The organism is Candidatus Pelagibacter sp. HIMB1587 (assembly GCF_052047775.1).
GTDB lineage: Bacteria > Pseudomonadota > Alphaproteobacteria > Pelagibacterales > Pelagibacteraceae > Pelagibacter.
The window spans coordinates 145,280-170,678 of sequence record NZ_JBNAJJ010000002.1 but is presented as its reverse complement, the minus strand read 5'-3'; the positions used below and the strand labels follow the sequence as shown (position 1 = coordinate 170,678).

The window sequence follows — 25,399 nt, the reverse complement described above, 5'->3', positions numbered from 1 at the left end:
AAAAGCTAGATTATTTCTTTATGCTTTTGTCTTTTTCTAATTATTTTTATTTTATTGTTTTTAATTAGTAATTCTAAGGGCTTTGTTCTTAAGTTATAATTTGAACTCAGCGACATTCCATAAGCTCCTGCATCGCATATTGCAATATAGTCCTTTTCTTTGAGTTTTTGAAAATTTTTAATTGTTACAAACTTGTCTGTACTTTCGCATATAGGTCCCACAAATTCATAAGGTTTTTTGGAAACTTTTCCAGATTTAATAACGGGTAAAGTTTTATGAATTGCACCATATAATGCTGGTCTCATTAAATCATTCATTGCCGCATCTAATATAATGAATTTTTTACTTTCACTGTCTTTTATATAAATAACTTTTGTAATTAATGTTCCAGCATTTCCTATTATAGACCGCCCAGGTTCAAATATTATTTTACATTTTTTATTTTTTAAAAATTTCTTAATGGCTAAATTATATTTTTTATAATTAAGTTTTTTACTATCGTCTGTGTATTTAATTCCCATACCACCGCCTAAATCGATATATTCAAATTCATGAGATGTTTTTTTCAGAATATTATCAACCACCTTAAGCATTTTTTCATATGGTTTATGATCTAAAATTTGGCTTCCAATATGAACACTTAAACAATTAAGATCAATATTTTTTGAATTTTTACAATAATCAATAATTTCATAAAATGTTTTTTCATTTACACCAAATTTATTTTCTTTCTTACCAGTTGAAATTTGGCTTAATGTTTTGGCATCAGTATTAGGATTTAATCTTAGACCGATTTTTACAATTTTATTTTTAATTTTAGCAACTCTATTTATTTCTTCTATTTCACTTTTAGATTCTGCATTTATTAGTAAAATTTTTTTGTCTATTGCATATTTTATTTCATCTGTAGTTTTACCTACTCCCGAAAAAACAATTTTTTTTGGATTAACACCTGCTTTAAGAGCCATCATCATTTCACCAACAGAAACAACATCAGCTCCTAAACCAAATTTTGCTATTTCGCTTATTAAATTTACATTTGTATTTGATTTAACTGCAAAACATATCAATGGTGATATTGATTTAAAATTTTTTTTGAAATTTAATATATTTTCTCTTAACCTTGAATATGAGTAACAATAAGTTGGAGTATTGTACTTTTGAGCAATATCTTGGAAATAATGTTTATCAATTGAAAGTTTTTTATTTATATATTTCATTTTGTTTTAAATAGAGGATCACATTTTTCCTCTTCTGAACCAGTATAAGTTGGACAATTTTTCTTACCACAAGATACCAACATAAATGAAATTAAAATTAAAAGTGATATTTTTTTAATCATTTTTTTTTCTTATATTTTATTATCATTTTTCTTATATTATCAAAAGATGTTCCTCCAAAAGATTTTTTTGAATTAATAGAATTTTTTAATTCAAAAATATTTAAAACTTCCTCTGTGAGTTTTGGTTCAATTTTTTTTAGTTCATGTAAAGTCAACTCGTTTAAATTTTTCTTTCTTTTTTCTGCCATGTTCACAATAGCAGCTGTTTTTTGATATGCCTTTCTAAATGACATGTTGTGTTCTTTAACTAAATAATCAGCTAAATCTGTTGCCGTAATATGACCTGTATTAGCAAGTTCAAGCATTTTCTTTTTATTCGCACTGCAATTTTTTAAAACTTCATCAAATATTTTTAAGCAATTTATGAGAGTGTCATTAGAATTAAAAACTAATTCCTTATCATCCTGTAAATCTTTAAAATAGGATAGCGGCAAGCCCTTTAGTATAGTTAGCATAGAAAAAAAATTTCCATAAGAAGCACCAGTTTTTCCTCTTAGATATTCCAGAAGATCAGGGTTCTTTTTTTGAGGCATAATTGAAGAGCCTGTAACAACTTTATCTGATAAGTTGATTAAGTTAAATCCATCTGAGTTCCATATAATTAATTCCTCTGCAATTCTAGAAATATGCATTGAACATACAGAAATAGCATAAAGAAAATCTAGCACAAAGTCTCTATCTGAAACTGTATCTATTGAATTATTGGTTGGTCTTTTAAACCCAAGTTTTTTAGATGTAAAATTTCTATCTATGTTAAATGAAGTGCCTGATAGAGCCGCTACACCCAACGGACTTTCATCTAAATTATCTAAATTGTTTAAAAATCTTTTTTTATCTCTAGTAAACATTTCCACATAAGCCATTAAATAATGGCCAAATGATATAGCTTGAGCATTTTTAAGGTGAGTGAATCCTGGCATAATAGTCTCAACATTTTTTTCAGCCAGTTTAATTGAACTTTTGATTACTTTATCTATATTATTATTAATATCTTTTGTTGCAGTTTTAATCCAAATTTTAAAATCAGTTATTACCTGATCATTTCTTGATCTAGCTGTATGAATGTGTCCAGCTTCATCACCAATTATTTGAAATAATCTTTTCTCTATATTCATATGAATGTCTTCATATTTTTTATTAAATTCAAATTTTTTGTGAGTTATTTCTTTATCAATTTTATTTAGACCATAGATAATTTTATTTTTTATTTTAAAGGAAATTATCTTTTGTCTAAAAAGCATTTCAACGTGTGCAATGGATCCTTGGATGTCTTCTTTGTAAAGTCTCTTGTCTATATCAATAGAATTACCAACTTTTTGAAATAAGTTTGACGCTTCCTTTTGTATTCGTGTGTTCCATATTGCTTGGTTGTTTTTATTTTTTGCCATGATATTTAGTTATACCTAATTAATATGAGAATTTTAGCATTATTTATTTTTTTAATTACAACTGCAGAAGCTAGTGATTTACCGAACATTAAAAATATTGTTATTCATAAAGTTCCAAAAACGTATGAAAATGTATTTTTTTTAAATAAGAAAAATGAAAAAATTAAAATTAATGATTTCAAAGGAAAATTGTTAGTTTTAAATTTTTGGGCTACTTGGTGCCCTCCGTGCAAAGAAGAGATGCCTTCATTAGACAATATGCAAGCAAATTCATCACTTAATAATTTAAAAGTTTTTCCTATTAATATTGGGAAAGAAAAACTAAATAAAGTTGAAGAATTTTTTGTGAAATTAGACTTAAAAAATTTGGAACCTTTTTTTGATCCAGAGGTAACTTTAGCTAAAACATTTTCTCTAAGAGGAGTTCCAACATCAATATTTATAAATAAAGAAGGTGAGGAATTTGCAAGGGTTCTTGGTGACATAGACTTTAATGACAAAGATTTTTTAAACTGGATTGAAAAATATAATTAGTTTTTAAAAAAATATGCGAAAGCTACCAAAACAAGTATAGCCACAAATTGCAGTAGAACTCTAAGTTGCATTAGTTTATTTGAATATTTTTTACTTGTTTCTCCGCCTTTAAATAAGGTTCCAATACCCAAAACCAAAACTATTCCAACAGTTATTAAAAGAGCGATAGATAAAATTTTAACTAATATTCCTGAAAACATATTATTATTGTAGTGTGTTTTTAAAAATAAAAAACATAATAAATCATCTATGACATTTTGCCTTAATTCAATCATCATCAAGCCAGAAAAAGGAACAGAAATCAAGAATGCAATAATTTTACTTCATGGGTATGGTGGAGATGGAAAAGACATAAGTATGTTAACTTTAAATTGGAAAAGACATCTGCCAAACACTATTTTTATTTGTCCTAATGGACATGAAAAGTGTGTAATTAATCCATCAGGATATCAATGGTTTGATTTAACCAAAGAAGATCCATCTTATATTCTTGAAGAGTCAATTAAAGCTGAAAATGTTATTAAAAAATTTATTGAGGAAGTTAAAACTGAATACAACTTATCAAATCAACAAATTTGTTTATCAGGCTTTAGCCAGGGCTGCATGATGTCTTTGAATGTTGGTCTTACCTCAAATGAAAAATTTTTATGTGTCGTAGGATTTTCAGGGAAAATAATAGATCAAATTAATTTGAAAGATAGAATCAAAAATAGCACAGATACATTACTAATACATGGTGATGTCGACCAAATTGTTCCATCAACACATTTACTTGAAGCTAAAGATTTTTTAATTCGAAATAATATTCCTGTTGAAACGTTATTAATAAAAAATTGTGACCATCACATTCCTATCGAGGCATCAAGTACAGCATTAAATTATATTTTAAAAAAAATTTAACATCTGATCATATTGATTATGATGCTAAACTAAGTTAATGTTTTAATGTGAACAACTTTATTGAACAAGATGTATCATTAGAAAAATGTCCTGCATTAGTTCTTAATGCTGATTACAGACCTCTAAGCTATTACCCACTATCATTATGGTCATGGCAAGACACTGTGAAATCAGTTTTTCTTGATAGAGTTATAATTGTAAGTCATTACGATAGAACTATCAGAAGCCCTTCATTTAATATGAAGCTACCAAGTGTTATAGCTTTGAAGGACTATATTGTTCCTCAAACGAAACCAAGTTTTACTAGATTTAACGTTTTTTTAAGAGATAAATTCTCTTGTCAATATTGTGGAAGTAATGAGGAACTTACTTTTGATCATTTGCTTCCAAGATCTAAAGGTGGAGAAACAAATTGGGACAATGTTGTTACAGCTTGTTCAGCCTGTAATGTAAAAAAAGGTGGAAAATTATTAAAACATTCAGGAATGAAATTAAATCAATATCCATTCAGACCTTCAACAGAAGATTTACATAAAAATGGTAAGAACTTTCCTCCTAACTTTTTACACAAAAGTTGGATGGATTATTTGTATTGGGATGTTGAATTAGAAACTTAAATTTTTTCAGAAATATTAATTGCAATTTTAGAACCAGTTTTAATTATTTTATCTAAAATACTATAAGGTCCTTTTTTAGTTGCACCCTTTTCATAAGCGATATCTTTATGATTAAGCTCATCTTCTCTAAATTTTGTAATTTTGTTTTTGAGAAATTTTTCATCTTCATCTAATTGATTAATTTGATTTAAGTAGTGTTCATCAATTACTTCCTCTACAGATGCTGTGCATAGCATGGCAGCCTTTTTCCCTAACAAAGTAGAACCAAATCCTAAACCAACACCTAGTAAATCCCACAGTGGTAAAAGTTTTGTAGGAGCAATGTTTCTTTTTTTAATTTCATTTTCAAAGAATTCACTATGTTCCTTTTCATGAATTTTCATATCTTCTATGATTTTTTTCAAATTTTCATCTTTGACAAATGTATTTAAAGCTAACAATTGACCTTCATATATTTTAACTGCTCCACGTTCACCAGCATGATCTACCCTTATAAATTCTTCAATTTTTTTTTTACTTACTTTTGACATAGTTTAAATAAATTTTTAATGCATTGATTGTAATTAGTATAGAAATTACAATATTGTAAGTTGTAAGTGATAATCCAAAAATTTTAAATGTTACATCTTTGCAGCTCACTTTTTGTTCCTGCAATTGTTTTAAAATTTCTTCTTTGGATGTTGCCTCAGTGCCATTTTTTAGGTCACAAACTAGAGATTCCTCGATAAATCCTTGTTCAATACCAAAATGATAAACTGATAAAATAGTAGCTGTTAAAAAAACAATTACCAATAAAACCAAAAATATTTTTTCAAACTGAGAAAATTTATAATTCAAGAGTATAATTACTATTGCGATTACATATGGAATTCTTTCTAAGATACAAAGATTGCATGGTTGATGACCTAAAACATATTCAATAAAGAACGCTGACAATAAAGCAACAAAACTGACAAATAAAATTAGGTTAAGAACCAATGATTTGTTATTAAGCATTAAATTTAAAAATTAAAAGTATAATTCCTAATACTATAACTATTAAAATTCCAATTATAGTGAACCATTTTGAACCATGCTTCTCCATGAATTCAGTAAATAAGTCACCAAATTTATAAGATAAATAAGCAACAATAAAAAATCTAAGACTTCTCGAGATTAAACTTACAACAATAAATATAGGTAAACTAAAACCAACAACACCGCTAGCAATAGTGAATACTTTATAGGGAAGAGGAGTAAATCCTGCTAAAAAAAGAATACTTAGCCAGGCAAAAAAACCTGATCCTTGAGACAAACTTGTCTTCAAATTTTCTACTTTATTTTCATAACCATAAAATTCAATTACATGAATAGCCAAATCATAAAACAAATAACCTAGTAAATATCCAAAAATTCCTCCTAAAACTGAAAATAAAGATGCGATTAAAAATATTTTAAAATATTCTTTTTTTTTAGCAATCACCATAGGAATAATCATTACATCTGGAGGTATAGGAAAAAATGAACTTTCAGTGAAGGAAACAATTCCTAAGTATAATTTTGAACTTTTGTGAGCAGCTAAATTTAAACAATATTTATAAAGACTTTGGAACATTTTTTAGTTTTAATATAATTTTAGTTCTTATACTATTTAATTATAATTTAATTTAATGGGCGAATGGCGGAACTGGTAGACGCGCACGACTCAAAATCGTGTTTCGCAAGAAGTGAGAGTTCGATTCTCTCTTCGCCCACCAAAGTTTATGAATATAAAAAACTATAATAATCTTTTAGAACTATTTTATAATCAGTATACAAAAGAAAAAGCAGATCAAATTTTTCTAAAATCATTAAAAAATCCAAACGATAAATTTTCTTGGAGAGATACTTATTTGAATATTTTAAAATTAAGCGACGAGCTTAAATCTTTAATTCAAAAAAAAGATAGATGTTTATTAATTTCAGAAAATAGACCTGAATGGATGATATCTGATTTAGCGATAATGTTAGCAGGTGGAATTACCGTGCCAGCCTATACCACTTATACCGAAAGAGATTATGAATATTTAATTGATGATTGTAATCCATCAGTAATAATTGTCTCAGATCAAGTTCAATATAATAAAATTAAAAATATAATTTCTACAAAGCCATTTATAAAAAAAGCTATCACCTTTGATCAAATTGACAGTCAATCAGATACTATATGTATTAAAGATATTTTTCTAAAGAACGATTGTGAAGAGATCGATTTTTTAAAATTAGAAATTTCAAGAAAAGATATAGCTTGTATTATTTATACATCAGGAACCCAAGGTAACCCCAAGGGAGTAATGCTTAGTCATGGGGGGGATTTTAAATAATTGTGAAGGTTCTATTTCACTTTTGAAAGAGATAATATCTTACAAACCTAAATTCCTAACTTGGTTACCATTATCTCATTCCTATGAACACACCGTTCAGTTTGTCCAAATAGCAATAGGAGCAGAAGTTTACTATGCAGAAAGTATAGATAAGTTAATTAAAAATATGGGGGAGTGTAGTCCCGATATTATGACAGCTGTTCCAAGATTTTATCAGAATCTGTATCAAAAAATTAATTCAACTTTTAATAAAGCTACTGGTTTTAAAAAATCTCTAATAAACAAAATGCTATATCTAGGAGAAAAAGTATTAACAAATCAAAAACTTACTTTTTTTGAAAAAGTGCAAAATACAATTTGCGAAAAAATAGTTAGAAAAAAAATAAAAGCTCAGTTTGGAGGTTCTTTAAAAGCATTCATTTCTGGAGGAGGTGCGCTAGATAAAGAGGTGGGTGTTTTTTTAAATTCGATAGGTTTACCGACTTTGCAAGGATATGGGTTAACTGAAACTTCTCCAGTTGTAAGTTGTAACCCAATAAAAGATATAAGGATAGATACAGTAGGTCCTGCTTTTAGTGGTAATGAGGTGAAAATTGCTGATGATGGTGAAATTCTGGTTAAAGGTGAAAATGTTATGTTAGGTTATTGGAATAAAAAGGAAGAGACTGAAAAAGTTTTAAAGGATGGCTGGTTATATACTGGAGATATAGGACATTTTGAAAATGGATACTTAAAAATTACTGATAGAAAAAAAGATATTTTAATTACACCAGGTGGTGACAATATTTCACCTGTAAAAATTGAAAATGACTTACTGAAGATTGAATATGTAGAGCAAGCATTAGTTTATGGAGATAACAAACCATATTTAATAGCTATTTTAGTTTTAAATAATAATGAAAGCAATGTGTCAGATGAAAACATTTCAAAAGAAATAGAAACAATAAATAAAAACTTATCTAAGATAGAAAAAATTAAAAAGTTTTTTGTAATTAAAGATCAATTTACAATTGAAAATGGATTAATGACACCAACTTTAAAGTTAAAAAGATATAAAATTATTGAAAAGTATAAAAGTGAAATAGAAAAACTTTATTAAATTTCTTTAAATTAAGAGTTTATTTACCGCATAAACATTAACTAAATTAATAAAAAAATTTTTTATAAAAAATAAAAAATAAAAAATATTTTTTTTAAAATTCGCTTTTAATTAATGATTTGACATAAGTTGTATAAAAAAATAAAAATAAGTTAACAGCGAATCAATTTGATTCGTTAAACTAAAAAGGGAGCTAAAGATGCCTAAGAAAAGAAAAAAAGCGGCAAAGAAAACTAAGAAAAAAGCTAAGAAAAAAGCTAAGAAAAAAGCTAAAAAGGCTAAGAAAAGAAGAAAATAATAACTTAGTATTCTTTACAAAAAACGCTTCTCATAACTTTTTGTGTGAGAGGCGTTTTTTTTTATTCGTCTAAAGGTTCGTCAGTTTCAGAAATAGGCTCTTCGACAGGTAAATCAGCAGTTGGAGTTTTGGGAGTAGCGCTAATAGCTTGTGCTTGTCCACCAACATTTCTCTTTAATGCTTTATCTAATTTTTTTTGAGTGTCTTCTGGTGATAGATTTAAAATTATCTGAAATTCTGATTGCATTCTTTCATAAGCTTTTTCAAAAAGTTGTCTTTCACTATAAGATTGATCAACCATAAGATCATCACCTTTGTTTAGATCTCTTACAACTTCAGCTAATTCATAAATTTTACCTGATGAAATTTTTGCCTCATATTCTTGTGCTCTTCTACTCCACATTGATCTTTTGATTTTTGGCTTACTTTTTAATATAGAAATACATTTGTTTACTTGATTAATTGTTGCTAAAGGCCTTAGGTGAGACTGTTTGTTAACGGGTACCATACCATTAGCTTTATCTTTTTCAAATTTGATAACGTATGTTTCAACATCAATACCACCGATATTTATTTTTTTAAATTCTGTAATTTGACCAACGCCATGTTTTGGATAAACAACATAATCTTTAATTTTAAATTCTCTTTTTTCTGTTTCTTGTTTTTTAACTTTTTTTATCTCAGGTTTAACCTCATTAGTTTTTGATATTCTTAAATTATCAACTTTCGGTTCATCTGGCGTTTCAGTAGTTTTTGAAACTTTTTTTATTTTAGGAGATTTATTTGGAATTTTTTTTAATACTTTTTTAGCTTTTTTTACTACTACTTTTTTGACTTTTTTAGTTTTAGTTTTTACAACTTTTTTAACTTTAGTTACTTTTTTCTTTTTAACTTTTTTTGTCATTTCTTTATCTGATTTACCTTTAAAGATTTTCTTTAAAATACTTTTCGTACTTATTTTGCTCATTTTTAAATTTTTCGTGATCCGCTGGGGGATCTTTTTTCTCACTTATGTTTGGCCAGATTTCTGAATATTTTTTATTGATCTCTAACCATTTTTCGCTTCCAGGTTCTGTATCTGCTTTTATAGCATCAACGGGGCACTCTGGCTCACAAACGCCACAATCTATACACTCATCCGGTTTAATTACAAGCATATTTTTACCTTCATAAAAACAATCAACCGGACAAACGTCTACACAATCAGTAAGCTTACACTTAATACAATTATCGTTTACAATATAAGTCACTCTTTACTTTCCTCTTTTAATCTATGCTTAATATCCCCCATAGTTTTACTGTCAATGTATAAAAGTCCCGCTAATCTTCTCATAAGATTTGTTTCATACATATCCGCATCTTCATTAGAATAAATAATTGACCAAAGAGCTTCCACTATTTTAATTTTATCTTTTTCAGGTAAATTTTTAATTTCTCTTGTGAAGTCTAAAATTTGGTTTGAATTTTCCTCAATAATTTTTGCATCTTGTATAGTTTCTGTGATTTTTTCACTTTCAAGGCCCAACTCTAGAAGTGTTTTTTTAATTATTTCCTCTTCTATGTCAGTATAATTTTCATCTATTTTTGCAGCATGGATTAATAAAGCACAAACTTTTACCTTAAAATTATTCTCTTCTTTTTTATCTGTCTTTTTAAAAAACATAAAATTAACCTAGCTTGAGATTTTTAAGAACTTTAAATGGATTTTCATTTGAAACTTTTTTGTTCTGTATTTTTTTAAATTTTTTAACAGGATTATATTTAAAAAACATGTCTTGTTCTTTCTCATAAGTTTTATAACCCATTTTTTGTAATAATTTTTTAAAGTTCTCTTTGCTGCACCCTAAAAGATTTAACATTTCAGGTATCATTTTTATTTCATTATTTTCTTTTGAAGTAGCATTAATAATTTGTACAAAGAGTCTTTCAAGAATATCTATTCTTACAAAAAGATTATCAAATTTTTCAAATCCACAGAGAAGCATAAAGTTTTTATTTTGAGAATCTTTATCTTCTAAAAAATTTAATCCAAAAGTTGGTGGTTTTAAATTATAGAATTTTTGATGAAAATTTTTCCACAATAAGGTTCGTAAAGATACAGCATCTGGTTTTATAAGCTGATAAAGGAATACATGGTATCTTCCAAATTTTACACCCAATTCTCTAAGCACTTTTCTATCTATTTGTTCAAGATTTTTTAAATAATCAGAAACTTGTTCTCTTTTTAAAACACCATTATTTTCATAAAGCTGATAAGCTAAAGCTTTAATCGAAGACTTATCTTCTTTAATGTTTTTTAAATCTATTAAACTTTTCAAGACATCGCTTATTTTAGAGTTTAACCATTTTTGAATAAAATCATTTAGTTTTTGTTTTGGATTTTGTTCAATAATGTCATCAACAACTAAAGTAAAATTAGGACTTAAATAATCATTTCCTGGTAACAGTTTAGCAATTGGAAATTCATTCCAATATATTTTAAAATCCTCTTTTAAATCTATTAATCCTGTATCTACAATTGACTGAATTCTTTTATCAAACTCAGGTCCAATTGATTGTCTAGCAGCTTTTTTTAATGACTTGATATCAGTTTCAAGAGAGCCTTTTTTTAAATCTAATTCTAATTTCAAACCTTTGATTTTACCAATAAACTGATCATCTATTTTAACGTCATTGTTCTGTAATATTTCAGTTTTGAATTCCATGTCTTGTTTTAAACCTCTTGCAAGTATACTTGCTCTTTTGTCGATAAAAGTCTTGGTAAGTTCTTCATGAAGTCTGTCAGAAAGTCTATCTTCTAAATGTTTTGTTTTTTCTATCCAATAATTTTGATTTTCTACCCAATTATTTTTATTTGAAACATAAGACCAAGTTCTTACATTTGCAATTCTATTTGATAAAGAATCTACATTTCCCTCTAATTTATCAAGTTTCATGAGCTGTAATCTCAAGTAATCTTCTGAAATTAGACCTTTTTCACTGTTTAAAAATTTAAAAACATTTCTGATCACTTCATAATGATTGCCGTAGGTTTTTTTAACAAAATCAGGTATCTGACAACATTCCCATAATAATTTGAGAGTTCTTTCGTTAAATTCTAGATTATTTTTTTCATCTTTTATAAAATATTTTAGCGCTCTTTCATCCTCACATTCGTGAACTTTTCTTAACCATTCCATCTGGGGTCTTTCTTCAAGACTTTTAATCAGTGAATTTGGGTTATTGAAATTAAGATCAGAATTTCTCCAGAATAAAGTTCTTATTTCTTCAAATTTATGTCCTTCAATTAATTCCACTTCTTCAGGTGAAATTTCTTTACAATCACCAGTTATTCCAAAACCACCATCATTCAAATATCTTCCAGCTCTTCCCGCTATTTGTCCTATTTCAGATAAATTTAATTTTCTTAATTTTTTTCCATCAAATTTTTTAAGATTTGAGAAATATACATAATCTAGATCCATATTTATTCCCATTCCAATAGCGTCAGTGGCTACTAAAAAATCGACATCTCCAGATTGGTAAAGTTCTACTTGAGCATTTCTCGTTTTAGGACTTAATGACCCCATAACTATAGCTGCCCCACCCTTTTGTCTTCTTATTAATTCTGCTATTGCATAAACTTCTTCCGCTGAAAAAGCTATAATTGCAGTTTTTCTATTTATCCTTGATATCTTTTTATGTCCGGCATAAGTGAGTTTTGACAATCTATCTCTATTAATAAATTCTAAATCCTCGTTTAATTTAGATATGATGTTTTTAATAGTACTAGAACCCATTAGCATCGTAAGTTTTTCACCTCTTAAATTTAATAGTCTATCTGTGAATATGTGACCTCTTTCATGATCTGCACACATTTGGATTTCATCTATGCCCACAAATTCTAAATGTTTTTCAATAGGCATTGATTCGACTGTGCATAAATAATATTTTGCATTTGTAGGAATTATTTTTTCTTCACCAGTTATTAAAGCAACTTTGTCTACACTAATTTTTTTTATTACTTTATCGTAAACCTCTCTTGCTAATAATCTTAATGGGAACCCAATCATTCCGCTGTCAAAAGATAGCATTGTGTCAATTGCAAGATGAGTTTTACCCGTGTTTGTTGGACCAAGAACAGCTGTAATTTTATTTTTAGTCATTTCTATCTTTGGTGTATATTTTTTTTTACCTACCAGATATTGTTAGTGCTAAAGAACAAAAATAGACTAAAACATGACCGAATCGGAGAGTAAAAAGTTCTCATTTTTATATTAATATTAATGAGAATATCATAATTGAGATTAATTCTATAATAGTAATTTAATAAAATAAAAATGACCAATAAACTTTGGGAAGCATCTTTAAAAGAGAAAAAAAATTCAAATCTCTATGCTTTTGAGAAATTTATTTCAAAAAAAATCAAAAAAAAATTTAAATTAAATTACAAAACTTTTTTAAATTGGACTGTTAAAAATTCTCCTGAGTTTTGGAATTATTTTTGGGAATTTTCAGAAATTAAAGGATTGAAAAGTAAAAAAAAAATTAAAAAATCTAAAATATTTTATAAAAATTTATTTTTACCTGGAAGTAAGTTAAATTTTGGTGAAAATTTACTGTCAAAAAATAATGATGATAAGGCGATCACTTTTATAAGCGAAAATGGCTTTAGAGAAGAAAAATCTTGGAGAGAATTAAATTTAAATACAGGCAAAATTATAAAGTTTTTAAAGGAAATTAAAATTAAAAAAGGAGACAGAGTTGCAGCTTATATGCCTAATACTATCGAGACAGTTGAGGCGTTTATAGCAGCGAGTACTTTAGGAAGCATTTGGTCATCATGCAGCCCTGATTTTGGTATTAAAGGTGTTGTTGAAAGATTTTCACAAATCAATCCAAAAGTTTTGTTCATTATAGACCAGTATTTTTATAATGGAAAAAAAATTAATGTATTAGAGAGATTATCTGAAATTTTAAAATCTATTCCGTCAATTAAAAATGTTGTGATTGTTAATTATCCTGGAAAAAAATATGTCACTAATAAAAGTAAATATAAGAAAATAAATATAATTAAATGGCGTGAGATTATTCATAATCAATCTGAAAAAATAAATTTTAAAAAGTATGATTTTGAAAGTGAGTTGACTATTTTATATTCAAGTGGAACAACTGGAAAACCAAAATGTATTTGCCACAGAACTGGTGGAGTTCTTCTTCAGCATAAGAAAGAACACCAATTACATTGCGATATAAAAGAAAATGATAATGTGTTTTATTTCACCACATGTGGTTGGATGATGTGGAATTGGTTAGTAAGCTCGTTAGCTTCAAAGGCATCAATAGTACTTTTTGATGGTTCTCCAATGTATAAATCAAGTGATTTACTTTTAAAAATAGCACAAAGAGAAAAAATTACTCTGTTTGGAATTAGTGCTAAATATATTGATGCTCTAAGAAAATTAGAACCTAATCTTAAATTTAAATATAAACTTCAAAAACTAAAAACAATATGTTCAACAGGTTCTCCTTTATCAAGTGAAGGTTTTAAATATGTTTACAAAAATATTAAAAAGAAAGTTCATCTCTCATCTATTTCAGGCGGTACAGATATTGTATCGTGTTTTGTTTTAGGAAACATATATCAGCCAGTAAATATTGGTGAAATACAAAATTCTGGCTTAGGTTTAGATGTTGATGTTTTTAATGATAGTGGCAAATCTTTAAAAAATTCTAAAGGTGAACTTGTTTGTAAAAATCCATTTCCATCAATGCCTCTTAAATTTTGGAATGATAAAAATGACGTAAAATTTAAAAAAGCTTACTTTAATAGATATAAAAATACTTGGCATCACGGTGATTATGCTGAAAGAAAAAATACCGATGGTTTTATTATACATGGAAGATCTGACACTACTCTTAATCCAGGAGGTGTAAGACTTGGTACTGCTGAAATATATTCTGAGGTTGAAAAGTTTAAAGAAATTAAAGAAGCACTAGTAGTTGGTCAATCTTGGGATAATGATATAAGAATAATTCTTTTCGTTGTAATGAGTAATGAATACATACTTAATGATTCTTTACTTAATAGAATAAAAACTCAAATAAGAATAAATGCATCACCAAGACATGTCCCTAGTAAAGTAATTGTTGTAAAAGATATTCCAAGAACCAAAAGTGGTAAAATTGTTGAGCTTGCAGTTAAATGCACTATAGAAGGAAGTGTTGTTAAAAATAAGGAAGCTTTAGCAAACCCAGAAGTTTTAAAACAATACAAAAATTTGAAACAGTTAAGTTATTAAATGTTAAAAAATATAGTTAAAGATCTAAAACCATCTTCTACGCTAGCAATTAATGAAGCTTCAAAAAAACTTGAAGATGAAGGAAAAAAAATATTTAAATTTGGTTTTGGACAATCACCATTTAAAGTTCCACAAGATGTAGTAGAGGAGCTTAAAAATAATGCGTATCAAAACAAATATTTACCCATGCAGGGCCTTTCAGAACTAAGACAGTCTGTAGCAAAATACACATCAAAGAAAAAAAATTATGAATATAATTCTGAAAATGTCATCATAGGACCAGGCTCTAAAGAGTTGATGTTTTTACTTCATGTAATATTCGATGGTGAAATTATATTGCCAGCACCTAGTTGGGTTTCTTACGCGCCACAAGCAATATTAGGAAGAAACAAAATTCAAATTTTACAAACAAAAAGAGAAAATAATTGGTTCCCTACAGCTCAAGAAATAGAGGAAGTAATATTAAAAGATAAAAATAAAAATTATTTATTATTTTTAAATTCCCCCAATAATCCTTCAGGACAAGTTTGTGAAAATTTGGAAGAGATTTCTAATGTTGCAAATAAACATAATCTTATAATTTTATCTGATGAGATATATTCAGAACTGACTTTTACAAAAAATTATAAGTCTATTTCAAATTTTTGTCCTGAAAAAACAATTATCAGTACAGGCCTAAGTAAATGGTGTGGAGCTGGTGGTTGGAGATTGGGATATTTTATTGTTCCAGAGAGCTTAAATGACATAAAAAACATGATTAATGTTTTAGCCAGCGAAACCTTTTCAGCAGTAAGTGCGCCTATCCAATATGCTTCAATAAAAGCATATGAAAACAATCATAGTAAATACATTAATAAATCAAGAAATATTTTAAAGGCTGTCGGCAATTATGTTTATCAAAATTTAAAATCAAACAAAATTTTAATTAATGAACCTCAAGGAGGTTTCTATTTAATGCCTGAATTTTTAAATTCTAAATTTAAAACTTCATCAGAAATGTGTGAAAATATTTTAAAAGAAACAGGTGTTGCATTATTACCTGGATCAGATTTTGGATTTAATGAAAGTAAAATGCTTGCAAGATTAAGCTTTACTGATTTTGATGGAGAAAAATTCATGAATAGTATTAAGGAAAATCAATCTATTGATTTTAATATAATCGAAAAGTTGGCACCAAAGGTTGTAGAAGGTGTTGATAATTTAAAAAAATGGTCAGAAAATCTTTAAAATCAGCCTATACATCTATTATAATTTTTTGGTAAGATTAATTTATAAAAAATAACGACATACAATTATAGAGAGGGAAAAATAATGAAAAAAATAATCACATCCCTATCAAGTGCTTTACTGATTTTATTTGCATCACTGTCATTAACTACTGTTGCTAAATCAGCTGAGTTCTTTACGATAGGAACAGGCGGACCTACTGGAGTATATTTCCAAACAGGTAACGCTATATGTAAAATGCTTCACAAATCTGCAATTAGTGCTGAGCATGGAAGAAGCAAAGGTACAGCTAAAGCTTATAGATGTACTGCTCCATCAACTGGAGGATCAAACTATAATATTGGACAAATAGCAGCTGGAGAATTCCAGTTTGGTGTTGCTCAGTCAGATTGGCAATATCATGCTGTAAATGGATCAAGTAAATGGGAAGGAAAACAGTATAGTGATTTGAGAGCTGTATTTTCAGTTCACAACGAACCTTTTCAAATTTGGGCTAGAAAAAAAGCAAGAATTAAAGATTTTGCAGACTTAGAAGGTAAAGTAGTAAACATTGGTAACCCTGGTTCTGGTCAGAGAGGAACTATGGAAGAGCTAATGAAAGCTATGGGTGTTGATACTAGTTTCTTTAAATCAACGACAGAGTTAACTTCTTCAGAGCAAGTGAAAGCTTTATGTGATGGTAAAATTGATGCATTTGGTTATTCGGTTGGATTTCCAAATGGTGCAATGGAACAAGCAGCAACTTGTGCCGCTAAAGCATCTCCAATCAATTTGACTGGACCAGAAGTTCAAGGCTTAATTGATGGTGCTGATTATTATGCGCAGGCTGTAATTCCTAAAGGCACTTATACAAAACAGAAAAAAGATGCTACTACATTTGGTGTTAAAGCAACTGTGGTAACTTCAGCTGATGTTTCTGAAGAATTAGTGTACTTAGTTACAAAAGCAGTTTTTGAAAACTTCGATGATTTCAAAAAACAACACCCAGCATTTGGATTTTTAGAAAAGAAAAACATGATTAAAGATGGTTTATCTGCTCCACTACATCCTGGTGCAATTAAATATTATAAAGAAGCTGGATTAATGTAATCTAAGTTTTTTACTTTTTAAAAGGCCTGGTAATTTTTACCGGGCCTTTTTTTTATGGTATGAATATTTCTTATGAGTGATTCAATTAGCGCCAATATAAAAAATAAAATAAGCGAGGATTTATCACCAACTAGAAACATTACCGGATTTCATTTAAAGGTAGTTTCCGCTATAGCTATCATTTGGTCCTTATTTCAACTTTGGTATGCGTCACCATTTCCATTTATGTTGAATTTTGGAATTTTCAAAGGTTTGCCTGCTAGAGCAATACATTTAGGATTTGCATTAACTCTAGCATTTTTAATTTACCCGGTAGCAAAAGAAAAAAAAATTTCATTTTTTGATATTATTATAAGTTTTGTAGGTGCTTTTTCTTGTCTCTATATTTATTTTTTTTATGATCAATTAGTAGAGAGGGGTGGTGTCCTATTAAGTTTGGAAATCACTGATACATTTAATTTTCCAGTAGAATTAATTTTAGGAGGATGTGGTATTTTAATTCTTTTAGAGGCTACAAGAAGAGCAATCGGGTTACCTTTGGTAATCATTGCAACTTGTTTTTTATTATTTTCATATTTTGGAAGGTATGCACCAGAAATAATATCTCATGGAGGCTTGTCTTTAAATAGATTGGTAGGATTTCAATGGTTGGATCAAGAGGCAATATTTGGAATCCCTATTGGGGTTTCCGTAGATTTTATTTTTCTGTTCGTTTTATTTGGTGCCTTACTTGAAACGGCAGGTGGTGGTAAATATTTTTTAGATTTAGCTTTTGCGATGGTTGGTAAAATGAGAGGTGGACCAGCCAAAGCCGCAATTCTAGGTTCAGGAATGACTGGTTTAATTTCAGGATCATCAATTGCTAATACCGTAACTACTGGAACATTTACTATTCCAATAATGAAAAAAACAGGTTTCTCTAAAGAAAAGGCAGGTGCAATTGAGGTTTCATCATCTGTAAATGGACAAATAATGCCGCCTGTGATGGGTGCCGCAGCATTTGTAATGGCAAGTTTTATTGGGGTTACTTATTTTGAAATAGTTAAACATGCTTTTTTACCTGCAATTATTTCTTATATTGCTCTTTTTTATATATCTCACCTAGAAGCTCTAAAATTAAATCTTAAAGGAATGGACGATACAGACGTTCCAAATTTGAAAAAGACATTTTTATCTGGAATTCACTTTTTAATTCCTATTTTTGTTTTAATATATACTCTTGTTTATTTAAGGTTTACTGCCTCGTATTCAATTTTTTATGCAACAATTACTTTAATTTTAGTCAATCTAATCAACTTAATAATTAAAAATAATTATTCTAAAGACTCTTTTAAAGAATGGTTTAATCAAACAATCGTTGGTTTTGAAAAAGGAGCATTAAATATGGTTGCAGTTGGCATTGCAATTGCTACAGCTGGTATCATAGTAGGTGCAGTTGGCTCAACAGGCTTAAGTACAAACTTAATTATTGTTATCGAATCTATTGCTAAAGATAATGTCACTATACTATTATTTTTAACTATAATTTTGTGTTTATTGTTAGGAATGGGTTTACCAACCACTGCAAATTATGTTGTAGTTGCATCTTTGATGGCAACTGTTTTAGTTGATGTTGGAAATGCATCTGGGTTTATTTTTCCACTGATAGCAGTTCATTTATTTGTTTTTTACTTTGGGCTGATGGCAGATGTAACACCGCCAGTAGGACTAGCTTCTTATGCAGCTGCGGGAATATCAGGAGGAGATCCATTAAGAACTGGAGTTCAAGCTTTCTGGTATAGTTTAAGAACAGGAATATTGCCGATAGTCTTTTTGTTTAATCATGAACTTTTACTTATTGGTATTGAAAATATCTGGCATGGGCTTATTGTTATTATAACTTCATTAATTGGAATTTTAGTTTTTACATCAGCGACACAAGGATGGTTTGTAAATAAGCTTAAATGGTATGAAATTATTATTTTTTTAATCATTTCTATTTCTTTGTTATCTCCAGATTTTATTTTAAATAAATTTTATCCAAAATATAATTATGAGGAAATTAGTAAAATAAATTCATTAAAATTAGATTCAGAAAAAGAAATTCAAATTAAAATAACGAGACCTAGTTTATATGGAGAAAGATATAAGCTTTTTGTAATATCAAAAAATACATTTGAGGATCATTTTACTCTAGAGGATTATGGGATTACTTTATTAGAGCAGGATGAAAAAATAATAGTTGATAATTTAAAATGGAATGGAGAAGCAAAAAAAAATGGTTTTGAAATGGGAGATTATATCAGTGAACTCAAAATTGAAAATTCTGATAGACCATCTAAAAATATAGTTTATCCAATTGCTTTAATTTTATTAGTTATTTGTGGATATTTTAATACCAGAAGAAAGGAATGAATTAACCACCTGGACCTAAGTTTGAAGGTTTAACTTTTAAAATTTTCCAAACCCCAGTTGCTGATGTAATAATTTTGTTGTTACATTTTAGCTCACAAAATAAAAATATTAATGTATTAGTTTTTTTTAAAATTTTTGTGTGTCCAACAATTTCATCACCAACTTTTGAGGCGCCAATAAACTTAATATCTAACGAAATAGTTACACATGGAGCATTACTAGCAGATCTGTGAGCTGCGGTGCCAGCACCAGCATCTATTAATGCTGATAGATAACCTCCATGTGTTATTCCGGCAGCATTTAAGTGATTTTCATTTATAGTAGATTTAAATTCATATTCAGTTTCAGAAATGTTTCTAAAAAAAACACCTCCATTATGTTTCATGAACCCAGGGGTTAAACTTATTTGTTCAAATTCATTACCCATAAAATTTACAATAAAATAGTTAGTAGCAATAACAACAATACAATAATTATAAAAAAGCAAATTACTGAATTTTGCAAAGATATTTTTTTAATTAAATCAATCATTTAAATATTTAACTTATATTTATAGAATTTTAAATTAGTAAATGTATTTTTATGATCTAAATTCAAAGTTTTTTTTATGTGAATTAAATTTGTTACAAATTTTTAAAAATTTATTTTTTAACCTATATAGAAATCTTCGAAATAAAAAAACCTCATTCATTCTATTATCTCTCGGTATTGCTGATTCAAATTTTTCTTTATCTTGTCTAACTAGAAATGGATTCAATCCTGTGATTTTAATATCACAGTAAATATGAAAAAGTAAAAAATAGTCAGGCATTGTCTTAACTGGATAATTAAATAATATTAATGATTTTGCAGCTTGACGATTAATAAAATAAGCATGGGCAAGGACTGCGTTTCTTACATCAACTAATTCATAATCATTTTCAATATCTAAAGGTTTCTTATAAAATTGCCACAACTCACTCAAAAGAATTATCTGTCTTTTATATTTAAAATTTCTAATTATAAATTTTTTTAAATTATCTGAAAAATTATTTAAAAAAACAGCATCATCTTCAAAAATTAGAGCATATTCATAATTAGTTTTAAGAAATTTTTTATAAACTTTAATATGACTTAAAGCACAGCAAATTTCTGGTGAATTCATATGAGTATTAATCGGATTAATAAAATTTTTGTTTTTTGAAATTAAAGAGTCTAATTTACTTTTTTTAATTTTTTTTCCATCGATAGCATCAATTATCTCAAATTCATTTATATTTTGTTTTTTTAATTCTTTAATAATATTTTCTCTTCTTTCAGCCTCTCTTTTCAAATTAATTACATAAATTTTGAAATTATATGACATTTTTTATTCCTTTTGGTGGACCGCCCAGAACTCGAATCTGGAATCTCCCGGTTCGTAGCCGAGCGCCTTATCCAATTTGGCCAGCGGTCCAAAAATTGATTTTATTAAAGTTACTGTTTTTTTTAGTTTTATTAACAAATTTTGTTCAATTAAAACACAGCTTTGCAAAAAAAGATTAATTAATGTGATAAAATAACATAAAAATATAATTTATTTGAGTGTATAAGCCTTTTTAAATAATGAGCGAAAAACTACTTGTTCCTGACATCGGTGATTTTGAGAATGTAGAGGTCATAGAGTTACTGGTAAAGCCCGGAGATACAATTAAGAAAAATGATCCAATAGTTACAATTGAAAGTGATAAATCCAGTGTTGAAATCCCATCAACGATTTCAGGGAAAATTGATACCATTAATGTTAAAGTAGGAGATAAAGTTTCAAAAGGTGATTTAATTTTAAGTATAAGCAATTCAAACAAAAGTCTCACAGAGAGCAATCTTCCTAAAGATACTGAAAATATTATTAAACAAGCTGAAGAAGCTATGGCTGTGAATAAAGAGGAGCTGGTGAATGTTCCAGATCCAGCTAAAGAAAAAAAACAATCTATAATTCAAGTTACAAATGGATTAGATACAGATCCTTTAGAAACCCAAGATTGGCTAGAATCTTTATCTGCAGTAATTTCAAAAGATGGAAATCAAAGAGCTCATTTTTTAATTAAGGAATTAATTAACAAAGCTTATCGTGAAGGAGCAAATATTCCTTACACCCAAAATACTCCGTATATAAATACTATTCCTCCTGAAGCTGAAATAAAATCAAATGGAGATCAAAATATTGAGAGAAGAATAAGATCTCTGATCAGATGGAATGCAGCTGCTATGGTGGTAAGAGCTAACAAAAAATTTCCAGAATTAGGTGGGCACATAGGAACCTTTGCATCTGCTGCAACTTTATACGATGTTGGAATGAATCATTTTTGGAGAGCAAAAAATAATAAATTTGGAGGTGATCTAGTATATTTCCAAGGACATAGCGCGCCTGGAATGTATGCTAGAGCATTTTTAGAGGGCAGATTAACTGAGAAACAATTAGATAGTTTTAGACAGGAAGTAAAACCTGGAGGATTATCTTCATACCCTCACCCTTGGCTAATGCCAAATTTTTGGCAATTTCCGACTGTTTCGATGGGGTTAGGACCAATGCTTGCAATTTATCAAGCAAGATACATGAAATATTTAATCAATAGAGGATTGATTAAAGATGAGGGACGAAAGGTCTGGGCTTTTTTAGGAGACGGTGAAATGGATGAACCGGAATCCATGGGTGCTATTGGATTAGCAGCCAGAGAAAAACTAGATAATTTAATTTTTGTAATTAATTGTAATCTCCAAAGACTTGATGGACCTGTAAGAGGAAATGGAAAAATTATACAAGAACTTGAAGGTAGCTTCAGAGGCGCTGGATGGAATGTAATAAAAGTTATTTGGGGTTCATACTGGGACTCATTGTTAGCTAATGACAAAACTGGTCAATTAGTAAAAATTATGAATGAAACTGTAGATGGTGAATACCAGGCTATGAAAGCAAGAGATGGTGCATATGTGCGAGAAAAGTTTTTTGGAAAAAATCCAGATACTTTGGAGATGGTTTCATCTATGTCAGATAAAGATATTTGGAGATTAAATCGAGGAGGACACGATCCACATAAGGTATATGCAGCTTATGATAAAGCAATTAAAAACCAAGGAAGTCCAACAGTTATTATTGCAAAAACAATCAAGGGATATGGTATGGGAAAAACAGGTGAAAGTGTAAACACTACTCACCAAACTAAAAAATTAGATGTGGATGATCTTATGTATTATAGAGATCGTTTTGACGTTCCTCTAACTGATGAACAAGTTAGAAATATAGAATACTTTAGGCCTGATGAGAAATCTCCAGAGATTAGATACATAAAAGAGAGAAGACTTAAATTAGGAGGTTATTTGCCAGAGAGATCAACTTTTGCAAAACCCATTAAAGCACCATCAAAAGACATTTTTGATTTTATGAAAGTTTCAACTGGTGAAAAAGAAATGTCTACTACAATGGCGCTGGTCAGAATGTTAACTAATTTATTAAGAGATAAAAATATTTCACCTAGATTAGTTCCAATTATCCCAGATGAAGCAAGAACATTTGGTATGGAAGGATTTTTTCAAAAAATTGGAATATACGCTCATGAGGGACAGAAATATGAGCCCGAAGATGCTGCACAACTAAGTTCTTATAGAGAAGATAAAAGTGGACAGGTACTTGAAGAAGGAATTAATGAGGCAGGAGCGATGTCTTCTTGGATAGCAGCTGCAACTGCTTACACAAATCACGATATTGAAATGATTCCGATATACATTTTTTATTCTATGTTTGGATTTCAAAGAATTGGAGATTTAGCTTGGGCCGCTGGTGATAGCCAGGCTAGAGGTTTTTTAGTTGGTGCAACAGCCGGAAGAACAACATTAGCAGGTGAAGGATTACAGCATCAAGATGGACATAGTCATTTGATTGCATCAACAATTCCTAATTGTGTAACTTATGATCCTACATTTCATTATGAATTAGCAATTATTTTTAGAGAGGGTCTAAGAAGAATGCATGAGAAGAAAGAAAATGTTTTTTATTATATTACAACAATGAACGAAAATTATTCACATCCTGAAATGCCTAAGGATAAAAATTGTGAAGAAGGAATTCTTAAAGGAATGTACAAGATAAAGGAATTTAACAAATATAAAAAAACAAAACTTCAACTTTTAGGCTCAGGAACGATATTAAGAGAGATGATGTCAGCAGCTGAAATTTTACAAAACGACTATCAAATTGATAGTGAAATATGGAGTGTTACAAGTTTTAATGAGTTAAGAAAAGATGGAATGGAAGTTGAAAGATATAACCTTCTAAATCCGGACAAAACTCCTAAAAAATCATATGTAGAGCAATGTCTTGGAAGTACTGAAGGACCAATTATGGCAGCATCTGATTATATGAGAATGAATTCTGATCAAATAAGACCTTACACAAACAATAAGAGTTTTTATTCGCTAGGTGCAGATGGTTTTGGAAGAAGTGATACTAGAAAAAATTTAAGAAAATTCTTTGAGGTAGATAAAGAACATTTAGTAGCTTATGGATTAAGCATTTTAGCAAAAGAACAATTGATAGCTTCAAAATATGCAAAAGATGCTATGAAAAAATACAAAATTGATGGTGATAAACCTATGCCAACAAAATTATAATGTCAGATATTGAAATTAAGGTACCAAATATTGGAGATTTTAAAGATGTTGAGGTTATTGAGGTATTAGTAAAAAAAGGTCAATCAATTAAAAAAAATGACCCTTTAATTACAATAGAAAGTGATAAGTCAAGCGTAGAAATACCATCTAGTTTTGAAGGTAAAATTTCTAACTTAAATATAAAAGTTGGAGATAAAGTATCTGAAGGAGATTTAATTTTAACTTTAGAAAAGTCATCACAGATAAATCAAAAAGTTGAACAAAAGCCAATAATAGAAAAAGAGTTTAAAAAAATTGAAGTAATAGAACCTGAAGTTCAACAAGAAACTAAAGTTTTAAATAATGTATCTAACATTTCATCAGCAAGCCCAAAAGCTAGAAAATTTGCTAGAGAACTCGGTGTAGATATAAATAAAGTTTTAGGAAGCGAGAGAGATGGAAGAGTTGTTGAAGAAGATATCAAAAAATTTGTAGCATTAAGATCAAACAATAACGCTGAAGTCGTTGAGGAAAAAAAACCAAGCAAAATCAAAAATGAATTTGAGCATTCAGATTTTGGTGAAATAGAGATCAAAGATATACCAAGAGTAAAAAAATTATCATCAAAGTATTTAACAAATTCATGGACCACTATACCTCATGTTACAAATCATGATGAGGCTGATATTACAGAAATGGAAAGCTTCAGAAATTCTTTGACAGATATTTATACAGGAGAAAAAATTAAAATTACTCCTTTAGCATTTATTGTAAAAGCTTTAGTTGCTTCGTTAAAAAAATTTCCAAGTTTTAATTCTTCAATTGATGAAATTGAAACAGGTAAAATGACAATGAAGAAATATTACCATATAGGTATAGCTGTAGACACTCCAAATGGACTAATGGTTCCAAAAATTAGAAATGCTAATAATAAAAAAATTTCTCATATTAGTAGAGAGTTGAGAGAGGTAAGTGAGCTTTGTAGAAATTTAAAAATAGACAAAAAAGAATTGTTTGGTGGTTCGATGACCATTACTAGTTTGGGTGGAATAGGTGGATCATTTTTTACACCAATAATAAATTATCCTGAAGTAGCAATTTTAGGAGTAGGAAGATCAGAGAAAAAACAAATTTATATAAATGGAAAGTTTCAAACTAGAACAATGCTACCAATCTCTTTGTCTTATGATCATAGAATTATTGATGGTGCTGAGGCAGCAAGATTTAACAATGATCTTAAAGAAAACTTAGGCAAAAATTTTGCTTATAAGCTAGCTGTATAA

General features: G+C 28.6%; 24 protein-coding genes and 2 tRNA genes. 12 read left to right on the top strand and 14 right to left on the bottom strand.

The annotated features are described in order from the left end of the window. Positions 1–5: 5 nt before the first annotated feature. From lysA to argH, 3 genes are read right to left on the bottom strand one after another with little or no spacing between them, the layout of a single operon-like run. Positions 6–1,220, bottom strand: a complete 1,215-nt coding sequence (gene lysA / locus ACTTBE_RS05375) for a diaminopimelate decarboxylase (protein ID WP_440677490.1) — start codon at positions 1,218–1,220, stop codon at positions 6–8. Further along, positions 1,217–1,342, bottom strand: a complete 126-nt coding sequence (locus tag ACTTBE_RS05370; RefSeq protein WP_440675541.1) for a hypothetical protein — start codon at positions 1,340–1,342, stop codon at positions 1,217–1,219. Before ACTTBE_RS05370 ends, lysA begins: the two co-directional genes overlap by 4 nt. Continuing rightward, entirely contained in the window at positions 1,339–2,730 is a 1,392-nt protein-coding gene (argH, locus tag ACTTBE_RS05365; protein ID WP_440677489.1) for an argininosuccinate lyase, read from the bottom strand. The genes ACTTBE_RS05370 and argH overlap by 4 nt, the downstream gene beginning before the upstream one ends. 24 nt (positions 2,731–2,754) lie before the next feature. Between argH and ACTTBE_RS05360 the strand changes: the two genes are divergently transcribed. Continuing rightward, positions 2,755–3,264, top strand: a complete 510-nt coding sequence (locus tag ACTTBE_RS05360; protein WP_440677488.1) for a TlpA family protein disulfide reductase — start codon at positions 2,755–2,757, stop codon at positions 3,262–3,264. Here the strand turns inward: ACTTBE_RS05360 and ACTTBE_RS05355 are convergent. Next, complete coding sequence (locus ACTTBE_RS05355) at positions 3,261–3,464, bottom strand: twin transmembrane helix small protein (RefSeq protein ID WP_440677487.1); 204 nt, start codon at positions 3,462–3,464, stop codon at positions 3,261–3,263. The genes ACTTBE_RS05360 and ACTTBE_RS05355 overlap by 4 nt on opposite strands. A 49-nt stretch (positions 3,465–3,513) precedes the next feature. Between ACTTBE_RS05355 and ACTTBE_RS05350 the strand changes: the two genes are divergently transcribed. Next, positions 3,514–4,164 (top strand): alpha/beta hydrolase, encoded by a 651-nt coding sequence (locus ACTTBE_RS05350; RefSeq protein WP_440677486.1) that lies wholly within the window; start codon positions 3,514–3,516, stop codon positions 4,162–4,164. A gap of 47 nt (positions 4,165–4,211) precedes the next feature. After that, a complete protein-coding gene (locus tag ACTTBE_RS05345) occupies positions 4,212–4,781 on the top strand; it encodes an HNH endonuclease (protein ID WP_262590094.1) in 570 nt (189 codons plus the stop codon). On the opposite strand, the gene ACTTBE_RS05340 is transcribed toward ACTTBE_RS05345, so the two are convergent. Genes ACTTBE_RS05340 through ACTTBE_RS05330 form a run of 3 tightly spaced genes read right to left on the bottom strand, consistent with a single transcriptional unit; the run spans position 4,778 to position 6,375 of the window. Further along, positions 4,778–5,311 (bottom strand): demethoxyubiquinone hydroxylase family protein, encoded by a 534-nt coding sequence (locus ACTTBE_RS05340; protein ID WP_440677485.1) that lies wholly within the window; start codon positions 5,309–5,311, stop codon positions 4,778–4,780. The genes ACTTBE_RS05345 and ACTTBE_RS05340 overlap by 4 nt on opposite strands. Then, complete coding sequence (locus tag ACTTBE_RS05335) at positions 5,295–5,777, bottom strand: disulfide bond formation protein B (RefSeq protein ID WP_440677484.1); 483 nt, start codon at positions 5,775–5,777, stop codon at positions 5,295–5,297. Before ACTTBE_RS05335 ends, ACTTBE_RS05340 begins: the two co-directional genes overlap by 17 nt. After that, entirely contained in the window at positions 5,770–6,375 is a 606-nt protein-coding gene (locus ACTTBE_RS05330; RefSeq protein ID WP_440677483.1) for a YqaA family protein, read from the bottom strand. Before ACTTBE_RS05330 ends, ACTTBE_RS05335 begins: the two co-directional genes overlap by 8 nt. A 57-nt stretch (positions 6,376–6,432) precedes the next feature. Here ACTTBE_RS05330 and ACTTBE_RS05325 point away from each other — a divergent pair. The 3 genes from ACTTBE_RS05325 (at position 6,433) to ACTTBE_RS05315 (ending at position 8,222) form a co-directional block, all read left to right on the top strand. Next, a tRNA-Leu gene (locus ACTTBE_RS05325) sits at positions 6,433–6,517 on the top strand. Between the two features lie 6 nt (positions 6,518–6,523). Beyond that, entirely contained in the window at positions 6,524–7,123 is a 600-nt protein-coding gene (locus ACTTBE_RS05320) for an AMP-binding protein (protein WP_440677482.1), read from the top strand. Next, positions 7,104–8,222, top strand: a complete 1,119-nt coding sequence (locus ACTTBE_RS05315) for an AMP-dependent synthetase/ligase (RefSeq protein WP_440677481.1) — start codon at positions 7,104–7,106, stop codon at positions 8,220–8,222. The genes ACTTBE_RS05320 and ACTTBE_RS05315 overlap by 20 nt, the downstream gene beginning before the upstream one ends. A gap of 359 nt (positions 8,223–8,581) precedes the next feature. On the opposite strand, the gene ACTTBE_RS05310 is transcribed toward ACTTBE_RS05315, so the two are convergent. Genes ACTTBE_RS05310 through ACTTBE_RS05295 form a run of 4 tightly spaced genes read right to left on the bottom strand, consistent with a single transcriptional unit; the run spans position 8,582 to position 12,665 of the window. After that, positions 8,582–9,487, bottom strand: a complete 906-nt coding sequence (locus ACTTBE_RS05310; protein WP_440648233.1) for a CarD family transcriptional regulator — start codon at positions 9,485–9,487, stop codon at positions 8,582–8,584. Continuing rightward, positions 9,444–9,770 (bottom strand): ferredoxin FdxA, encoded by a 327-nt coding sequence (gene fdxA / locus ACTTBE_RS05305; RefSeq protein ID WP_075484280.1) that lies wholly within the window; start codon positions 9,768–9,770, stop codon positions 9,444–9,446. The genes ACTTBE_RS05310 and fdxA overlap by 44 nt, the downstream gene beginning before the upstream one ends. Next, complete coding sequence (locus tag ACTTBE_RS05300) at positions 9,767–10,183, bottom strand: TerB family tellurite resistance protein (protein ID WP_440677480.1); 417 nt, start codon at positions 10,181–10,183, stop codon at positions 9,767–9,769. The genes fdxA and ACTTBE_RS05300 overlap by 4 nt, the downstream gene beginning before the upstream one ends. A 4-nt stretch (positions 10,184–10,187) precedes the next feature. After that, positions 10,188–12,665 (bottom strand): helicase-related protein, encoded by a 2,478-nt coding sequence (locus ACTTBE_RS05295; protein ID WP_440677479.1) that lies wholly within the window; start codon positions 12,663–12,665, stop codon positions 10,188–10,190. Between the two features lie 174 nt (positions 12,666–12,839). On the opposite strand from ACTTBE_RS05295, the gene ACTTBE_RS05290 reads away from it, so the two are divergent. From ACTTBE_RS05290 to ACTTBE_RS05275, 4 genes are all read left to right on the top strand, one after another. After that, positions 12,840–14,801: an acetoacetate--CoA ligase gene (locus ACTTBE_RS05290; protein WP_440677478.1), complete on the top strand. Its 1,962-nt coding sequence runs from the start codon at positions 12,840–12,842 to the stop codon at positions 14,799–14,801. Beyond that, the gene (locus ACTTBE_RS05285) at positions 14,802–16,028 is read left to right on the top strand and encodes a pyridoxal phosphate-dependent aminotransferase (RefSeq protein ID WP_440677477.1); all 1,227 of its coding nucleotides are present in this window, start codon (positions 14,802–14,804) and stop codon (positions 16,026–16,028) included. Positions 16,029–16,112: 84 nt separating this feature from the next. Further along, on the top strand, positions 16,113–17,117 hold the full coding sequence (locus ACTTBE_RS05280) for a TAXI family TRAP transporter solute-binding subunit (protein ID WP_440677476.1): 1,005 nt from the start codon (positions 16,113–16,115) through the stop codon (positions 17,115–17,117). A 72-nt stretch (positions 17,118–17,189) separates the two neighbouring features. Further along, the gene (locus ACTTBE_RS05275; RefSeq protein WP_440677475.1) at positions 17,190–19,511 is read left to right on the top strand and encodes a TRAP transporter permease; all 2,322 of its coding nucleotides are present in this window, start codon (positions 17,190–17,192) and stop codon (positions 19,509–19,511) included. Position 19,512: 1 nt separating this feature from the next. Here the strand turns inward: ACTTBE_RS05275 and ACTTBE_RS05270 are convergent, their stop codons facing one another. The 3 genes from ACTTBE_RS05270 to ACTTBE_RS05260 all read right to left on the bottom strand — a co-directional run bounded on the left by ACTTBE_RS05270 (position 19,513) and on the right by ACTTBE_RS05260 (position 20,946). Further along, positions 19,513–19,938, bottom strand: coding sequence for a PaaI family thioesterase (locus tag ACTTBE_RS05270; RefSeq protein WP_440677474.1), 426 nt, complete (start codon positions 19,936–19,938; stop codon positions 19,513–19,515). Positions 19,939–20,091: 153 nt separating this feature from the next. Then, the gene (locus tag ACTTBE_RS05265; RefSeq protein ID WP_440677473.1) at positions 20,092–20,856 is read right to left on the bottom strand and encodes a glycosyltransferase family 25 protein; all 765 of its coding nucleotides are present in this window, start codon (positions 20,854–20,856) and stop codon (positions 20,092–20,094) included. A 13-nt stretch (positions 20,857–20,869) separates the two neighbouring features. Beyond that, positions 20,870–20,946: transfer RNA gene (locus tag ACTTBE_RS05260), tRNA-Arg, on the bottom strand. Positions 20,947–21,095: 149 nt separating this feature from the next. On the opposite strand from ACTTBE_RS05260, the gene aceE reads away from it, so the two are divergent. Then, on the top strand, positions 21,096–24,137 hold the full coding sequence (gene aceE / locus ACTTBE_RS05255) for a pyruvate dehydrogenase (acetyl-transferring), homodimeric type (protein ID WP_440677472.1): 3,042 nt from the start codon (positions 21,096–21,098) through the stop codon (positions 24,135–24,137). Beyond that, complete coding sequence (locus ACTTBE_RS05250; protein WP_440677471.1) at positions 24,137–25,399, top strand: 2-oxo acid dehydrogenase subunit E2; 1,263 nt, start codon at positions 24,137–24,139, stop codon at positions 25,397–25,399. Before aceE ends, ACTTBE_RS05250 begins: the two co-directional genes overlap by 1 nt.

Excerpts from the sequence above, each read along its gene's own strand:
- ACTTBE_RS05275 (WP_440677475.1), top strand. The coding sequence starts at position 17,190 with ATGAGTGATTCAATTAGCGCCAATATAAAAAATAAAATAAGCGAGGAT.
- ACTTBE_RS05355 (WP_440677487.1), bottom strand. The coding sequence starts at position 3,464 with ATGTTTTCAGGAATATTAGTTAAAATTTTATCTATCGCTCTTTTAATA.
- ACTTBE_RS05350 (WP_440677486.1), top strand. The coding sequence starts at position 3,514 with ATGACATTTTGCCTTAATTCAATCATCATCAAGCCAGAAAAAGGAACA.
- ACTTBE_RS05330 (WP_440677483.1), bottom strand. The coding sequence starts at position 6,375 with ATGTTCCAAAGTCTTTATAAATATTGTTTAAATTTAGCTGCTCACAAA.
- ACTTBE_RS05370 (WP_440675541.1), bottom strand. The coding sequence starts at position 1,342 with ATGATTAAAAAAATATCACTTTTAATTTTAATTTCATTTATGTTGGTA.
- ACTTBE_RS05280 (WP_440677476.1), top strand. The coding sequence starts at position 16,113 with ATGAAAAAAATAATCACATCCCTATCAAGTGCTTTACTGATTTTATTT.
- ACTTBE_RS05285 (WP_440677477.1), top strand. The coding sequence starts at position 14,802 with ATGTTAAAAAATATAGTTAAAGATCTAAAACCATCTTCTACGCTAGCA.
- ACTTBE_RS05270 (WP_440677474.1), bottom strand. The coding sequence starts at position 19,938 with ATGGGTAATGAATTTGAACAAATAAGTTTAACCCCTGGGTTCATGAAA.
- argH (WP_440677489.1), bottom strand. The coding sequence starts at position 2,730 with ATGGCAAAAAATAAAAACAACCAAGCAATATGGAACACACGAATACAA.
- ACTTBE_RS05320 (WP_440677482.1), top strand. The coding sequence starts at position 6,524 with ATGAATATAAAAAACTATAATAATCTTTTAGAACTATTTTATAATCAG.
- ACTTBE_RS05250 (WP_440677471.1), top strand. The coding sequence starts at position 24,137 with ATGTCAGATATTGAAATTAAGGTACCAAATATTGGAGATTTTAAAGAT.
- ACTTBE_RS05340 (WP_440677485.1), bottom strand. The coding sequence starts at position 5,311 with ATGTCAAAAGTAAGTAAAAAAAAAATTGAAGAATTTATAAGGGTAGAT.
- ACTTBE_RS05335 (WP_440677484.1), bottom strand. The coding sequence starts at position 5,777 with ATGCTTAATAACAAATCATTGGTTCTTAACCTAATTTTATTTGTCAGT.
- ACTTBE_RS05265 (WP_440677473.1), bottom strand. The coding sequence starts at position 20,856 with ATGTCATATAATTTCAAAATTTATGTAATTAATTTGAAAAGAGAGGCT.
- ACTTBE_RS05300 (WP_440677480.1), bottom strand. The coding sequence starts at position 10,183 with ATGTTTTTTAAAAAGACAGATAAAAAAGAAGAGAATAATTTTAAGGTA.
- ACTTBE_RS05315 (WP_440677481.1), top strand. The coding sequence starts at position 7,104 with ATGGGGGGGATTTTAAATAATTGTGAAGGTTCTATTTCACTTTTGAAA.
- lysA (WP_440677490.1), bottom strand. The coding sequence starts at position 1,220 with ATGAAATATATAAATAAAAAACTTTCAATTGATAAACATTATTTCCAA.
- ACTTBE_RS05290 (WP_440677478.1), top strand. The coding sequence starts at position 12,840 with ATGACCAATAAACTTTGGGAAGCATCTTTAAAAGAGAAAAAAAATTCA.
- ACTTBE_RS05360 (WP_440677488.1), top strand. The coding sequence starts at position 2,755 with ATGAGAATTTTAGCATTATTTATTTTTTTAATTACAACTGCAGAAGCT.
- ACTTBE_RS05310 (WP_440648233.1), bottom strand. The coding sequence starts at position 9,487 with ATGAGCAAAATAAGTACGAAAAGTATTTTAAAGAAAATCTTTAAAGGT.
- aceE (WP_440677472.1), top strand. The coding sequence starts at position 21,096 with ATGAGCGAAAAACTACTTGTTCCTGACATCGGTGATTTTGAGAATGTA.
- ACTTBE_RS05295 (WP_440677479.1), bottom strand. The coding sequence starts at position 12,665 with ATGACTAAAAATAAAATTACAGCTGTTCTTGGTCCAACAAACACGGGT.